We start from the raw sequence: 15142 nt of genomic DNA on the forward strand, positions 1-15142 counted from the left end.
CCAGTAATGTTAATCTTCGGCCCCTCTCTGGTACGCCCCCCGGAGGGGTGGAAGAGGAGGCAGGATTGAGCGGGGATTTTCTGGAGGTGAGACAACCATGAAACTTATCCCAAAGATCGGTTCTGTAATGCTGAATGAAGATTGTACCACACCGCACTCCTGCATGGACTTGAAACATAGAATACAGAAACACTTTCAGATCAATTGGTTCTGTAGAAATCCTCTTGGTGAATCTCTCTGGCGGGGGGGCTTGCCGCCCCCCGAACTCCCCACCACACGATAGGTCGAGGACGGCAATCCTTCTTCAGGGAGGTCGAATATGCCTTCCCCGGCCCTATCATCATCCCGGGGTCCGGGAGCAGCGCCCCCGGCCAAAGAGGTGGGAAGGCGGGTGACACACGTCTCACCCCCACAAGAGGTGAGGGGTTCTACAGAGCAGAAAAATATGACTTTGAAAGTCTCTTATTCATCTTTATGAGCCCTTCTCAGATCATCTCTGACAGATCTCTGAGGTTACCATGAAAATGATCCCGATGATCGTCTCTCCATGTTTGGATGATGATTTGATCTCTTCAGGGTGATATACAGAGAATAAATCTTCTGAATAACTCTCTCCTTTGCCTTTCCGGCCCTATCTTCATCCGGGGGTTCGGGGGCAGCGCCCCCGACACGAGTGTGCCAGAAGGCACGTCGATCAGAGGTGCCGCCCGCATCGCAGACTCTTCTCCGCAGTTTCGCACCGGGGGGTTGCACCCCCCGGACCCCCCACGAAGAGGATAGGTGGGGGCGGCGATGGGACAGGATCGCCACCGACTCTCCTGTCTTGAAAAAGAGCGATCAAGCAACGAGAAATGTTCATCCCATATGCTTGAACCCGGAATTCATGCAAAATGCTACAGAGTCTAGTGACTCTTTCCAGAACAAAAAGAGAACCTGCACCGGCCCCATCCACAGGGCCGGCACTATTGATCTTACGGCGAGACGACCGAGAGGCCGTGCTCCTCGGCGATCTCGGTATAGGCCTGTGCGACATACTCGGCCTGGGCACGGGTGATCCCGTAGGTGTTGAACTTCCAGACCTTCGTCGCCCCAGGGATCACGCCCATGATCCCCTTCTTCTTCAGGGCCGAGGAGAGGAAGAAGCCGCGTTTTTTGTGGGTCTCGGCGACCCTGTCAAAGGATCCGGTGGTGTCGACCCTGGTCAGGGTGTGGCGGCGCGGCAGCTCAGACCTGACCTCGGTCCCCTCGATGGACCTGAGAGCGTCGACGACGAGACGGCTGTTTTCGAGGTGCTCGTCCCAGTGCTGCACCCGCTCCTGCACGTGCGGGAACGAGGCCATCATCCCCATGAGGGTGACGCCCATCAGGGTGCACCCCATCATCTCTACCTCCTTGATCCCGAAGGTCCGGCCGGTGACGTCGCCCTTGATCTTGGTGGTCCGAAAGACCTCCTCAGCACGCTCAGAGGTCGTCGCCAGGACGCCGGACGGGGCCGGGGCGGCCATGCTCTTGTGGCCAGAGCCGACGACGAAGTCGGCGCCCAGAGCCTTCCCGTCCACCGGCATGATCCCGACGGTATAGGCCCCGTTGACCAGGACCGGGATGTCGTGGCTGTGGGCGACGCGGGCGATCTCTTTGACCTCATGGAGGTTGCCGTACTGGTAGTCGACCTGGTCGATAAAGAGCAGGACAGGCGGGCGCCCGAAGGTCTTCTCCGCCTCCTCGATCCTGGCCTCCGCCGCGTCGGCCGTGATGATATTTGCCTCGTTCTTCGGGATCTCCAGCGGCACCCCGCCGGCATTCTCGACGGCGATGAACTCGGTGTAGTGGGAGAGTCCGGTGAGCATCACGGGATCGCCCTTCTGGACGTACGTCCCTGCGACTGCCTGGAAACCGCGGCGGGCCCCGGGCACCACCCGCGCCGCGTCCATCCCGACAAACTCTGCGAGGTCCTGGTGGAAATCGGCGATCGGCGGTTTTTTGATGTAGTCGAGCCTGAAGGGTTTCCTGCAGTTGTCGCAGACCGAGTAGCCATCGCCATAGGCGATGACCGCCTTCATCGCGTCGGCGGTCAAGCGTCCCCCGGCCTGGATGGGGTCGATGTTGATGTACATCTCCTCGACATCACGCAGTTCGATCTTGGAGGTGCACCTCACCTGACCATCTCCTGCTCGATGATCTTTACCTGTTTTTGCAGTTTCTCCACCTTCTTTGCGACAGATGCCTGTTGCTCCTCATCGAGGTCATGCGTCGGCGCGGTCTCCCGCATCAGCGCCCGCAGGTCGGTGAGGAGGAACATGGCCTGAAAGATTGCGTCCACGGCCCGCTGCGTCATATAATCACCACCCTCATATTGTGCCTCCGCAATAAATAGTGGTGACGCTCTCGCCTTTACTTTCGGGGTGCGGAGATTATTGCTATATATGACAGCAGACTGAGGGATCACTGGGCATGAAATGCGTTCATATCGCCGATACACACCTTGGCCTTGCGGCCTTCCATAAGATCGACCCTGATACCGGGATGAACCTCCGGGAACGTTTGGTCTATGAGAATTTTCTGGCGGCCGTCGACGTGATCATACGCGAGCGTCCTGACGCCGTGGTGCATGCCGGCGACCTCTTCCACCAGGTGAGGCCAAAGACCAGGGCCTACACCACCGCTCTGGAGGGACTCGACCGCCTGGCCGAGGCCGGGATCCCGCTGGTCGTCATCGCCGGCAACCACTCGATGGCCAAGACGCGGTATACCCAGTCCCCTTTTGCGGTCCTTGAATATCACGGCGCCGAGGTGCACGCCGCGTACAGATATCAATATGAGACGGTGGAACTGGGCGACACCCTCTTCCATCTCATTCCAAACATGCTTGAGGCCGGCGACTACCGCCGGGCCTTCGACGAGATTGCGCTCTCCTCATCTGGCCCGAATGTCATGGTCACCCACGGGCTGGCAAGCATGGTCGCGGATAAGAAACTCCACACCATCGCCGAGCATGAGATCGACAGCACCATGATCTCAGACGCCTTCGAGTACATCGCCCTTGGTCACTACCATGGGCAACTCTTGGTCGGGGCAAATGCCTGGTACAGCGGTTCCATCGAGTACTGCACCTATGGAGAACTGCGAGACCAGAAAGGGGGACTGGTGGTCGATACGCAGAGTGGGGAGGTCAGGCATCTCGACCTCCCGCACACCCCTATGTACGACCTTGGGACCATCGAGGGCGCCGGGCTCTCTGCCCGCGAAGTCGTCGATGCCGTGGCCGCGAGGGTGGAGAAGGTCGAAGAGGCGCGCGCGATGTGCCAGGTCACGATCGCCGGCGTGGAGCGGGAGACCCTCCACGCCGCCGCCAGAATCGGCCCTGGCGAGTGTGCCGGGCACCTCCTTGACCTGAAGATCAGGGCCGAGTGTGCTGAGGAGGACCGGCCCCGCCTCGGCGCCGACGACCTCTCAGGGGTCGATTATGTCGCGGAGTTCGGGAGATTTCTTGCAGATAAACATCTTCCCGGATCGAAACACGACTATGCCCTCAAAAAGGGGCAGGAGGTGCTGAAGCGGGTGATCAGGGAGCACGCGGAGGGCGACGATGCTGCTGCATAGACTGGTCCTCCGTAACTTCAAGCGCTACCGCGACGAGGAGATCAGGTTCTGCGACGGGATCACCGGGATCGTCGGGAACAATGGGGCCGGGAAGAGTTCTCTCACCGACGCCATCCTCTTTGCGCTGTATGGGGTCCAGGGAGGGGTGGACGCCGAGTATGTTGTCTCCTCCTTTGCCGGTCCCAAGGACCGCTGCGAAGTGCGCCTCGAATTTGCGGCCGCTGGCGAGGAGTATGTCGTCCAGCGGACCTTCAGGAAAACAGCCAACTCGACGCAGCACAAGGCCTCGCTCTTCATGCTCGGCGGCGAGAAGCAGTTGGCCGAGGGGGTGAGTGCCGTCGCTTCTGAAGTGCAGCGGGTTCTTGGCATGGGTCCTTCAGACTTCAGGAGCACGGTCTTTGCCGCGCAGAAAGACCTGCTCGCCCTCCTGGACGAGCGCCCGGCAGCGCGGAAGGAATGGTTCATGAAGATGCTCGGGATCGACTATCTCAAGGAGGAGGGGCAGGCGGTCCTGAAGGCAGAACTTGAGGGTGTCGAGCATGAGATCGGGAGGGGGGGCGGCGCCCTCTCGGTCCTTGACGAGGACAGGGTGCAGGAGGCCCTTGAAGCATGCCGGGCCGAGGTGGCCAGGACCGGCGAGCAGGTGGAGGCCTGTCATAAGAGTCTCTCGAGCCTTGACGTCGAGGCACAGGAAATCGAGGCCGAGCGTGAGACTCTGGAGGCCGCTGAGCGGGAGGTCATCAGGCTCTCGGAGACAGAGGCAACATGCAGGAGAGAGATCGACCGCCTGAGGTTCGAATCGACCTCGCTTGAGGGTGAAATCGAGGCGGTCTCGAAGAACCTCCGCGATTACGATGCCCTCGCAACCTCTGAGAAGGAGTATGAAGGGATCGTCTCCACCTATGATGAGTGGAGAGGACAGAAGCATGAGCACGACCTCCTTGTCGAACGGCGTGCGTCTCTCCACGCTGAGAAGGCGCGAGAAGTTGAACGGCTCGATGCTCTCTCGGCCACCCTTGCGCGGCTCGACGTCGACGCCGCACGGTGCCGGGAACTCAAACCCTCGGTCAGGCGGCGTGAGGAAGTGCGAGGAGAACAGGAGGTACTGAAGGCCGAGGAAGAGCAGCACCGTCACCTCTGTGAGAGTCTTCGTACCGCTGAACAGCATTTTTCTGGAATCGAGAGGAGGACAGCCGCTCTCAGTCGGGAGGTGGCGGCGCTCAGGCAGAAGGACGCCGAACGCTCCGGATTTGAGCCAGAGGTTGCGAGGTACGACGACTGTCGTCGTCTCAAGGAGGTGCTTGATGAGGCGGCGGGCCATCACCGCGAGGCTCTCCGCCTCCGTGAGGAGGCCCGCTCGGTGAGGAACGAGTGTGCCGCTCAGGAAGATGTCATCCGGGGGCTTCGGCGCGATGCGGAGGGGCTCGGCGATCCGGTTGCGGCGCTGGAGGAGGCGGAGAGGAAGCGTGCGACCCTCGCCTCGTCCCTGGTCGCCACCAAGGCCGGGCGCGAGGCCGCCGCCAACCGGGCGGTATCGGCAAGAGAGCACCTGCAAGAGATCGAGGCCCTTGGTCCGGACTCGCTCTGCCCCACCTGTCACCAGCCTCTCAGGACACACTATCCTGATCTGGTTGCCGATCTGGAAGAGGAGGCCACTGCGGCTGAGCGAGAGGTCGGTGCACTGGACGACGGGATCGCTGGCATCGAGCGCGAGCGTGCGGCCGTAGAGGAGGATATCGCCGGCATCGCCGAGCGCTGCCGCACTCTCCAGGAACTGCAGGCCAGGATCGCTGCCAGAGAGGAAAGCCTCGCTGAACAGGGTCATAGATGCGATCTCCTTACGGCCGGGTATGAGACTGAGGAGGAGAAGATCGCCGTCCTCGGTATCGGTGCCTACGACCCCGGGCGCCATGAGGAGATCGTCAGGGAACTCGCGTTCCTCTCAGAACTCAAGGTCCGATATGACAGGTTGGCAGGGGAGACGGCGGCCATGCCCGAGAAAATCGAGGCCCTTGACGCCCTTGACGCCGAGGGGAGCGTGGCCCTCCTTGCCGTCGAGGTGGCGCGTGCCGACTGTGCGGCCCACCCCTATGACCTGGACCGCAAGGCCAGGCTCGAAGAAGAAGCAGGGCGGCTTGAGGTGCTCTGGCAGGAGTACCTCGCGGCCGGGGCCAGGTGTGAGGGGCGACAGAAGGTGGAGGACGATTACAACGCGGTGAAGAAGGAACTCGTCCGTCTGGACAGGACTCTTGACGACTGCACCGCCGGGATTGAGGCCGTGGGCTTTGACTCAGACGTCTACGCGGGTCTCGGCGAGGAGAGGGAGGTGGCCGAGGGGCGGCACCGTAGATATCTTGCCCTTGCCGGGGAGGCGGCACGTCTCCCCGACCTGCAGAGACGGAGATCCGCGCTCGCTTCAGAGATCCATGCGGCCGAAGAACACCTCACAGAGGCTCTGGCGGCGAGAGGGGCCCTGAACTTCGACCCCGATCGCCTTGCGGGGGTGCGTGCCCGCGCCCGCAGCATCGCCGAGAAGACTCAGGCGCAGCGGGAAGAGGTGAGCCGCTTCAAGACCGAGATGGTGCATCTCAAGGAGCGCGAGGAAGAACTGAAGAAAAAATTGCAGCAGGTTGGAGAAATCAGAAGAGAGATCGAGAGCCTCGAGGAGGAAGAGGAGAACCTGAAGTTGACCCGTTCTCTCCTCTCGGAGTACACCGCCTATCTTCTCGGCGTCGTGCGCGGGCGCCTGGAGGGGGTCGTCGGCGAGGTACTTGGCGAGATCACCGACGGCCGCTACGACACCGTCACCTTTGACGACGACTTCACCCTCATGGTCAACGACATGGGGGCCGACTATCCGGCCGCACGCTTCTCTGGCGGCGAACAGGACGATATCGCCATCGCCTTGCGCATCGCCCTCTCCAGGTACCTTGCGGCCATGCGCGGGATGGGCGACCCTGCGGTTCTGATCTTTGACGAGATCTTTGGGAGCCAGGACGAGGGGCGGCGGGCCAACCTGATCAGGGCCCTCAGGACGCAGGAAGCCCACTTCCCCCAGATCTTTCTGATCTCCCATATCGGTGAGGTCCACGAGGAGTTCGAGACGACCCTCAGGGTCGAACCTGGCCCTGGTCCAGAGAGTCATATCGAGGAGGTCTCCTGGTGATCCCCCTTGACAGGACCGACCTTGCCGGGGTGCTGGGATATCTTGGGACGATCCGTCCTGCCGATCTCCCTTCGCGGTTTGCCAGGGCCGGTGGGTATGATGCCTCGTCTTTTCTCCCCTGTGCGGCCGGGTGGGACGGTTACTTCTCGGCGGTGGACGGGAGCAATGCCATGGTCCTTGAGAGCGGCAGTTTCTCTGTCGCCCTTGTCAGGGCGGTCGAGACGACCTTTTCCGGGGCCAGGCGCGCCCATGCCGGGGAGACCTCCCTGCGTGCCTTCAGGATCGGGCCTGAGACCGAGAACCCGGCCTATCACGATCTCTATACCGAATGTTTTGAGAACGCCCCGATCAGTCCCCTTAAAAATGAGGACCGCTCCCGCGCCGCCGCTGTCTTCAGGGACACCCTTGAGTATGCCACTGCGAACCGTCTTGTCTCACACCTCGACCCTGGAGACATTCTTGTGCTGGACGGCGCCCTCAGGGTGGACCACGAGAGCCTCCGCCCGGTCCTCATCAGGGTCCTGAGAGAAGCCAGGCGGCGCGGAATCCTCGTCGCGGCGGTGACCAAGATGGCGGCCTCCACCTGGGGTGGGGGGATCCCCCTTGTCCCTGCGGCCGCGGCCCTTGCCTGTGACCTGGGGGTGAAGGGGCCGTGGTACCTGGAGGTGCCCCCTGAGGTCATGGACGTCGAGCGTTACCAGGAGTGGCATTTTGGTGACACCTATGTCGCTTCCCTCCACCCCAGGGCCCCCCTGGCCTTCAAGGTGGAGGTGCCTGAAGGCACCTCGCCCCACGTCGTCGAGACCACCTTCGCCGCCCTCGCCTCCTATGCCGACGACGGCCGGGTCACCGGTTACCCCTTCCCCCTCTTCGACGCCCACCGCCTTGCGACGATCACACAGGACCAGGTCGACCAGGTACGGCAGGCCCTGATCATGGGGATGAGCGAGCAGGGCATGACAGGGAACGAATTCCAGGCATATTTTGGTGATATCCATGACAGATTTGCATCCTATCGATGACGACGACTCGGCCAAGTACCGGCTCATCGGCGAGAGCGTCCTTTCGTACCGCTTCATCGTCCCGCATGACGCAAGGGTCTATCTCGGCGACCTCCTCAAGATCGTCGACCAGACCAAGGGCCTGACCTTCTATGCGAAGGTGAGCGAGATACGGCATGCCTGCAACTTTGCGGACCCGAGGTGGGACACGAGGGCCTATGGCCGCCGGTTCTACGAGATGGGAGAAGACGTCTTCCTGGAGGTGGCGGCGGTCCCGCTCGGCTACGTCGACGAGGCCGGGACGTTCAGGAAGCCAAACACCCTGCCCTCCAAGTTTTCTGAGGTGGTCGCCGACCCTGATGCCGCAGACTTCGCCTTCCTGAGAGGTGAGATGGGCGAGATCGAGGTCGGGCTTCTCAAGAACGGGCTCGGCGTCGTCGAAGGCGTCCCGGTCGCCCTCCACGCGAGGGTGATGGCCCAGCACATGGGCGTCTTTGCGACCACCGGCATGGGCAAGAGCAACTTCATGAAGGTCTTCTCCGCCTCATGCATGAAGGCGCAGCAGTTTGGGATGCTCATCGTCGATCCGCACGGCGAGTACGCGACTGGGGGGCGTTCGTCCACCGGCGATCCCACCCAGGGGCTCCTCCATTATACGGCAGGGAGGGACGGGCTTGCGGTCTTCACCATCGACAGGGAGAAATTGAAAAAATATCACCTCAACCGTCTCTGGCTCGAGTACGACGACATCAGGGCCTCTGACCTGAACATCCTCTTCGATCATTCAGAGGCACAGCACGACATCCTCGAACTCCTCGGCGGGGTGCGGGGGTCAGACCTCGTCGCCTTCTTTGAGGAGAATGATTTTGACACTTTCGACGCCCACACCTATGAAGGGCGCTTCAGGTGGATCGCCGAGAAACTGCGCACCTCCCAGCCTGGTCCGCTCACCGTCCTCAAGCGCCACTTCGAGATCCTGACTGAGAGGAACGACTCGTTCTTCAGGAGAGAGGGCTCGGCCCTCCCTGAGATCATCAAGGCCCTTGACGAGCACAAAGTGGTCCTCATCGACATCCCTGGCATGAGTGAGCGGAGCGAACTCTTCGTCCTCTCGGTGATCACCCGCAAGATCATGGCTGGCCACCGCGAGTGGGGGGTCGACAAGGAGGAAGAGCCACCGCAGGTGCTCATTGCGATCGAGGAGGCGCAGCGGGTCCTTGGTACCGGCGGTCGTCGGACCCAGATCTTCCGCGAGGCGGCGATGGAAGGGCGGAAGTTCGGGGTCGGACTCTGTGTCGTCACCCAGCAGCCCAAAAACATCGACCCGCGGGTCCTTGCCCAGCTCAACACCTTCGTGGTGATGGGACTTGGCGACAGGGGCGACCGCGAGACCATCGCGAGCAGTGCAAAACAGGATCTCTCGAAGATGGACACCGAGATCCAGACCCTGGACACCGGGGAGGCGGTCATCTCCACCCTGAAGATCCCCTTCCCGGTGAGCACAAAGATCCATGCCTTCGATCCCTACATTCAGAGATTGAACAAGGAGGCCAGGCGCCCGATCGATGAGGGGTTGAAGCGGGGTTTTGTCTGAAGGGAGGGCTCTGTAGACCCTCTCGCCAATCCCTTGGTATGGGCGTGATTCAATCGCCTTCCCACATCTTCTCGTCGGAGGTTGCGCTCCCGGCCCCCTGGAATGGCGATGAGGGTAGGAAGGCATAATAGACGGATATGAAGTGGGGGCTACTGTCCTCGACAAATCTTGTGGTGGGAGAGCGGGGGGCGGCGAGCCCCTCACCAGAGAAAACGATCCAGAGGATTTGCCATGAAAATATCCTGAAAATTATCTCTCCAGAACACCTTCGAGGATTGATACACAGATTGCAGATATCTCTCCTGAATGATCGAGCCTCTGCCTTCCCGTGCCCATCTTCATGCCAGGGGTCCGGAGGCAGGGCCCCCGGCATGATGGTGTGGGAAGACCACGCCGATCAGAGGTGCCGTCCTCATCATAGATCTGTCCTGTCATCTTGCGCTGGGGGGCGTACCGCCCCCCTGGACCCCCAGACGAGGATAGATGGGGGCGGCTATTCGATGATGTTCCCACGTGGTATCTTGCTCGAAAGGAGGAACACAGATGAGTGCACGAGCAGGAGACCCACGATCATTTTCATCCCGTATGCCTGAGCGAGGGGTTCATGCCAGATTCTACAGAGCCGTAATTTGAAAGAACGCGCTCTTCAAGATCTTTTCTTCCCGATCTTCCTTTCAGGCGATGAAACTCCAGGCGCGATCTCTGAGGGAAGAGCACCGACCCGGCCTCATCTCGTAAATTTCAAAAGAGCCGTTTTGGCAAAAGTGAGAAAAATTCTACAGATCTTGAAGACGTGATCCCTCGTCCCGGAGGAGAGGCGATCACTTCTTCGTTTCTGCATCGATCTTTCTGATCGAGACGCAGTTGATCACCGGTTCTCCTGCCACCACAAAGCGGCGGATCACCATGCCGAGCACCTCGACGACATCGTCCTTGTTGATGTCCTCCTGGGGAGAGGTGAACATCTTCGCTGAGATCGCCCCAGTCCGGTCGGCGACGGTGAACTGGGGTCTGTTGAGGAACTTGAATGAAGCACGTTCCACGACGCCCTTGATCCTGACCGGTTTGTTGAGCAGACTCTCGTTGATCATCCTGACTGAGTAGTTCTTTGCCTCACGCTCATAGACCGGGACCAGGTCGATGTACTGGTTCTGGCTCATGTAGTTGAGGGCAGCAGGAATGATCAGCAGGAGGACCAGGGACGGGACGGCCCAGAGAAGGATCGAATTGTCTCCGGTGATGACGACACTTGCAATGACCACAAGCAAAAAAAAGACGAACACGGCCAATGGGAGGGCCGAGATTCGTACATTTACTTTCCCGATTTCCATTGTACGGTACTCTTCTGCGCTGCACTCACTTGAGTGCTGCGATCTCCTTCTTGAAGGCGACCCAGTAGATCACACCCACGAAGAGCAGACCACCGATGATGTTGCCGATGGTGACGAGGATGATGTTGTTGGTCCACATCGTCACCCAATTGAGACCCTGTACCTTTGCGATCCCGATGGTCGCAATCTGTTCAGCAGACAGGTACGGGGCAGTCATGATGCCTGCCGGGATGAAGTACATGTTTGCGACACAGTGCTCAAACCCGGAGGAGACGAAAGCCATGATCGGGAACCAGATCCCGACGATCTTGCCGATGGCATCGTCTGCGCAGATCCCGAGAAGGATTGCCAGGTTGACGAGCCAGTTACAGCCGATAGCCTTGAGCAGGAGTGACAGGGACGCCATGCCGCCGCTATATGCGACTTTTCCTGCGGCAATATTCACTGCGGTCACACCGAACGCGGTCGCAGAGCCTACGCCTGCAGCCGTCCAGGAGGTCAGCGGGCCATATGCCATCAGGAATGCGTAGAAGACCGAGCCGATGAGGTTGCCGATGTAGACCCAGATCCACAGGTTGATCACGCTGGCCCATGAGACCTTGTGGATGAACGCGGCCATCGGGGCAAGCATCGCGTCTCCGGTGAAGAGTTCAGCACCAGTCAAGATGGTGATGATAAGCCCGACGGGGAAGACGGAACCCAGAATAAACTTTGCGAAACCCACACCAAGGGTAGCTCCGAGACCTGTACTACAAACCGTTGCAAGCCCGGCACCCATGGCAATGTAGGCGCCTGACATGAACCCTCTCAGGATCATGTTCCAGGCCGGCAGGGATACTTTGTATTTTCCCGTGTCGCCTGCCTTTGCGACAATCGCTACTGGAGGATGGAACACCATTACTTTACACCTCTTAAACGTCCGACCTATACCGACTCTATAAAGTCTTTCTGTATAGGTCATTCTACACTCTCGTGAGATATTATTAAAGACTTTCTAAATAATCCTGTGAAGGGGAGCAACTTCCAATTTTGGGCCCCTAATGGGCTTGTTCAGATGTTCAATTCTCTCCATTAACAGTATGGGAATGTAAACGATCTCTGTCCTTTGAACTGAAAAAATCCTGCAGACAGGAATGCTCAGGCCTGCTCTTTTGGGCCTGTGCCCATCACGGCGCGCAGATCTTCACCCCCTGTATATGCGAGACATATGCCCTGATCCAGATATTTTTCTCTGGTTTTTGCTCTGGAAAAACCTTCACTCATTTCTGGTATGAGCATGACTCACCTGCCGTCCCATAATCTCTTGCCGGGAAGGCAAAATCGGCGACCATAACGAAGGGGCGGCGAGCCCCCCGCAGAAGATTTTGAGGAGGATGGCAATCCCTTTTTTGGGCTCTGTAGAACCCCTCACTGATCGTGGGGAGAATGCCTATTCATCCGCCTACCTATAGTCTCCTGCCAGGGGCGGCACGTCCCCGGCCAGAGAGATTCATCAAGAGGATTTACCATGAAAATGATCCAGTCGTTCAATTCTGGAGTTATGGATGAGAATTCGAACGCACTAATTACCCCCAGAACTGATACGTAGAGGAGAGAGACACCTTCTGAACGATCAGACTCTCTGCCTTCCCACCCCATCTTCATCCCGGGGTCCGGGGGCAGAGCCCCAACATGTGGGAAGGCACGTCGATCAGGCGTGCCGCCTCCATCATAGATTCTTTCCCGCCATCTCGCGCCGGGGGAAACCCCCCGGACCCCCTATGACGAAGATAGCCGAGGGGCGGCATGATGCTCGACTCTGATTCGCTCCCCGTTTGTAAGGATGAGGGTCAAGAATTGATCAAATTTGATATGAAATTTTTATCCCGTATTCTTGGGGCGGGCGCTCGCTTCATGGTGAATTCTACAGAACCCTTTTTAGAGGATCATCAGGGATGCCTTCCCGCCCCCTCTTCATTCCTTGGGTGCGGGCGGCACTCGCCCTCGTATGATGGTGGGGGAAGACATGTCGATCAGGGGTGCACCCCCCAATCGTTGAATCTTCAGTGTCATCTTGTGCCCGGGGGCCGTGCTCCCCGGAACCCCCCACGGAGAGAGGAGAGGCGGGGGCGGCAATGCAGTGGACTTTCCATCTGTTGTCCTGCTCCAGAGGGGGAGTACGGGTTCTGCCCAATCCAGAGACCACGATCATTCTCATTGCCACGGGTATCCACCCAGGGTTCATGCAGAATTCGGCTCTGTAGAAACCGTCTTGATGGTTCTTTTCGAAGGGGGGCTTGCCGCCCCCCGAACCCCCCGCGCAATGATAGACGGTGGACGGCAATCCTCTCTTCATGGTCAATTTTGTGCCTTCCCGGCTCTATGGTGGTCCTGGGGGTCCGGGGGCAGAGCCCCCGGCGTGATTGTGTGGGAAGGCGATTGAGTCACTCTTGCACCGAGAGGAAGTGAGGGTTTCTACAAAGTCCAGAATTCTACAAACCCTTGAATTCAGGAAATTCTTTTCTCCTTTCTCTGGCAAGTACCTACAGCATGTCAGATAGCGCCACCCCCTTTCAGCGGATCTTTCTGATTGCCGTGATTGTCGGGGTAATTTCTGGTGTAGGTGCCCTTCTCTTCTTCGAGGCCCTCAAGATCGGGACCAGGTTTTGTATGGGCACCATTGTCGGGTTTCAAATCCCTGAAGAAGGGCAAACCATGGCCGAGATCGCCCTCTGGTCTGCGCCCCAGGACCCCTGGCTGATCCTCCCGGTGATCTGTCTGGGTGGCCTTCTCTCCGGTCTTCTCGTCTATACCTATGCCCCTGAAGCCGAGGGACACGGGACCGATGCTGCGGTCAAGGCCTTTCATGGGGAAGGGCGGATCCGGCACCGTATCCCTCTTCTCAAGGCGCTCACCGCCGTCATCACCATCTCCACCGGCGGGAGTGCAGGACGTGAAGGGCCTACCGCCCAGATGTCGGCCGGGTTTGGTTCGATGGTCGCGGATTATCTTGGACTCTCAGAGCGTGAGCGGCGGATCGCCATTGCCACCGGTATCGGTGCCGGTATCGGTACGATCTTCAAGGCCCCTCTCGGCGGGGCGATCCTTGCTGCCGAAGTGCTGTACACCCGTGACTTCGAGGCCGAGGCGATCGTCCCCGGGTTCTTGGCGTCGGTCATCGGGTATGCGATCTTCGGGAGTGTCGAAGGCTTTGAACCGGTCTTTTTCCCGGTTGGCGTCGAGTGGACGGTCGCCCAGATCCCGCTCTTCCTCTTCCTCGGCGTGGTCTGTGCAGGGGCGGGGCTGCTGTACATCAGGACATTTTACGGGACAAAACGAGTCTTTGCCACATTTTTCGAGCGCCATCATCTCCCAAAACATATCAAACCCCTTTCAGGAGCCTTTCTCACCGGCCTGCTCGTCGTCGGCCTCATCTATCTCTCTCCTGAGACTGCAGTCGTCGGGCTTGCCGGACTTGGCACCGGGTATGGCTTCATCCAGCTTGCCCTGTACTCGATGCTCCCTCTCTCGGTCCTCCTCTTCATCCCCCTGGTCAAGATCCTCACCACCTCGCTGACCATCGGGTCAGGGGGGAGCGGCGGGGTTTTTGCACCTGGCCTGGTCATCGGTGCCGCTACCGGCGGTGCAGTCGGGTCGGCGTTTCATCTGCTGGCCCCCTCCTATGTACCTCCAGAACTGGTGCCCGGGTGTGTGGTGGTCGGGATGATCGCCTTCTTCGGCGCCATCTCCAATGCCCCCATCGCCGTGATGATCATGGTCGTGGAGATGACCGGCAACTTCTCGCTCTTTGTCCCGGCGATGGGTGCGGTGGCGGTCGCCTATGTCCTTACCGGCGAGGAGACGATCTTTGTCGAGCAGGTGCGCACCAAGGCACAGTCCCGTGCCCACCGCGGGGAGTACGAGGTGGACATCCTGGAAGGGATCAGGGTGAGAGACGTCATGATCCCGCGCTCTTCCCTCATCGCCCTTGCCCCCGGCGACACCTGCAGGCGGGTCCTCGACCTGGTCAACTCCACAGAGCACACCGGTTATCCGGTCCTTGAAGGGGACCGGATCGTCGGGATCATCACGACCAGGGACGTCAGGGCGTTCCTTGCTACCGGTGACCTTTCCCGTCCGGTCAATGAGGCGATGAGCGCACCGGTGGTGACAGTCCCTGAGGACCATACGCTGGAGGAGGCGTTGCAGCGTATGATGGAGCATGATATCCACCATCTCCCGGTGGTCGCGGAGGGGACTCCCGGCCGCCTGGTCGGGTTCATCACGAGGACTGACCTGATGCTGGCCCATACCCGACACCTTGCCTCTGGTGGGCGGGCCTGAAGACATTTTTTCTGGACCAGGCCCTCTCCCCATCCTTTTGGCCATATCAAATAGCTCCAATATTATTTGCCTGATCTGGATAAAACGCAAAAATTTAGCTCTGATTATGACGAGATATTATATGGAA

At 59.5% G+C, this 15142-nt stretch carries 10 protein-coding genes; 5 read left to right on the forward strand and 5 right to left on the reverse strand.

The genetic code is table 11. The annotated features are described in order from the left end of the window. Positions 1-971 precede the first annotated feature (971 nt). Both pscS and J2129_RS00550 read right to left on the reverse strand, forming a co-directional pair. On the reverse strand, positions 972-2156 hold the full coding sequence (gene pscS, locus J2129_RS00545; protein WP_209628624.1) for an O-phospho-L-seryl-tRNA:Cys-tRNA synthase: 1185 nt from the start codon (positions 2154-2156) through the stop codon (positions 972-974). Next, positions 2153-2335, reverse strand: coding sequence for a hypothetical protein (locus J2129_RS00550; RefSeq protein WP_209628625.1), 183 nt, complete (start codon positions 2333-2335; stop codon positions 2153-2155). The genes pscS and J2129_RS00550 overlap by 4 nt, the downstream gene beginning before the upstream one ends. Positions 2336-2451: 116 nt before the next feature. On the opposite strand from J2129_RS00550, the gene J2129_RS00555 reads away from it, so the two are divergent. Genes J2129_RS00555 through J2129_RS00570 form a run of 4 tightly spaced genes read left to right on the forward strand, consistent with a single transcriptional unit; the run spans position 2452 to position 9361 of the window. After that, positions 2452-3600: a DNA repair exonuclease gene (locus J2129_RS00555; RefSeq protein WP_209628626.1), complete on the forward strand. Its 1149-nt coding sequence runs from the start codon at positions 2452-2454 to the stop codon at positions 3598-3600. Then, a complete protein-coding gene (locus J2129_RS00560) occupies positions 3587-6766 on the forward strand; it encodes an SMC family ATPase (protein WP_209628627.1) in 3180 nt (1059 codons plus the stop codon). The genes J2129_RS00555 and J2129_RS00560 overlap by 14 nt, the downstream gene beginning before the upstream one ends. Further along, the gene (locus J2129_RS00565; RefSeq protein ID WP_209628628.1) at positions 6763-7788 is read left to right on the forward strand and encodes a DNA double-strand break repair nuclease NurA; all 1026 of its coding nucleotides are present in this window, start codon (positions 6763-6765) and stop codon (positions 7786-7788) included. Before J2129_RS00560 ends, J2129_RS00565 begins: the two co-directional genes overlap by 4 nt. Beyond that, a complete protein-coding gene (locus J2129_RS00570) occupies positions 7763-9361 on the forward strand; it encodes an ATP-binding protein (RefSeq protein WP_209628629.1) in 1599 nt (532 codons plus the stop codon). The genes J2129_RS00565 and J2129_RS00570 overlap by 26 nt, the downstream gene beginning before the upstream one ends. Before the next feature lie 821 nt (positions 9362-10182). Here J2129_RS00570 and J2129_RS00575 read toward each other — a convergent pair. The 3 genes from J2129_RS00575 to J2129_RS00585 form a co-directional block, all read right to left on the reverse strand. After that, a complete protein-coding gene (locus J2129_RS00575; protein ID WP_209628630.1) occupies positions 10183-10692 on the reverse strand; it encodes a nucleotide-binding protein in 510 nt (169 codons plus the stop codon). A gap of 25 nt (positions 10693-10717) precedes the next feature. Then, a complete protein-coding gene (locus tag J2129_RS00580) occupies positions 10718-11590 on the reverse strand; it encodes a formate/nitrite transporter family protein (RefSeq protein ID WP_209628631.1) in 873 nt (290 codons plus the stop codon). A 239-nt stretch (positions 11591-11829) separates the two neighbouring features. Next, positions 11830-11970 carry a hypothetical protein gene (locus J2129_RS00585; RefSeq protein ID WP_209628632.1) on the reverse strand — a complete coding sequence of 47 codons (141 nt, stop codon included), beginning with the start codon at positions 11968-11970 and terminating at the stop codon, positions 11830-11832. Positions 11971-13221: 1251 nt separating this feature from the next. On the opposite strand from J2129_RS00585, the gene J2129_RS00590 reads away from it, so the two are divergent. Then, positions 13222-15015 (forward strand): chloride channel protein, encoded by a 1794-nt coding sequence (locus J2129_RS00590; protein WP_209628633.1) that lies wholly within the window; start codon positions 13222-13224, stop codon positions 15013-15015. The last annotated feature ends 127 nt before the right edge of the window (positions 15016-15142 follow it).

This window comes from Methanofollis sp. W23 (assembly GCF_017875325.1).
GTDB lineage: Archaea > Halobacteriota > Methanomicrobia > Methanomicrobiales > Methanofollaceae > Methanofollis.

Excerpts from the sequence above, each read along its gene's own strand:
- J2129_RS00550 (WP_209628625.1), bottom strand. The coding sequence starts at position 2,335 with ATGACGCAGCGGGCCGTGGACGCAATCTTTCAGGCCATGTTCCTCCTC.
- J2129_RS00555 (WP_209628626.1), top strand. The coding sequence starts at position 2,452 with ATGAAATGCGTTCATATCGCCGATACACACCTTGGCCTTGCGGCCTTC.
- J2129_RS00560 (WP_209628627.1), top strand. The coding sequence starts at position 3,587 with ATGCTGCTGCATAGACTGGTCCTCCGTAACTTCAAGCGCTACCGCGAC.
- J2129_RS00570 (WP_209628629.1), top strand. The coding sequence starts at position 7,763 with ATGACAGATTTGCATCCTATCGATGACGACGACTCGGCCAAGTACCGG.
- J2129_RS00575 (WP_209628630.1), bottom strand. The coding sequence starts at position 10,692 with ATGGAAATCGGGAAAGTAAATGTACGAATCTCGGCCCTCCCATTGGCC.
- J2129_RS00580 (WP_209628631.1), bottom strand. The coding sequence starts at position 11,590 with ATGGTGTTCCATCCTCCAGTAGCGATTGTCGCAAAGGCAGGCGACACG.
- J2129_RS00585 (WP_209628632.1), bottom strand. The coding sequence starts at position 11,970 with ATGCTCATACCAGAAATGAGTGAAGGTTTTTCCAGAGCAAAAACCAGA.
- J2129_RS00590 (WP_209628633.1), top strand. The coding sequence starts at position 13,222 with ATGTCAGATAGCGCCACCCCCTTTCAGCGGATCTTTCTGATTGCCGTG.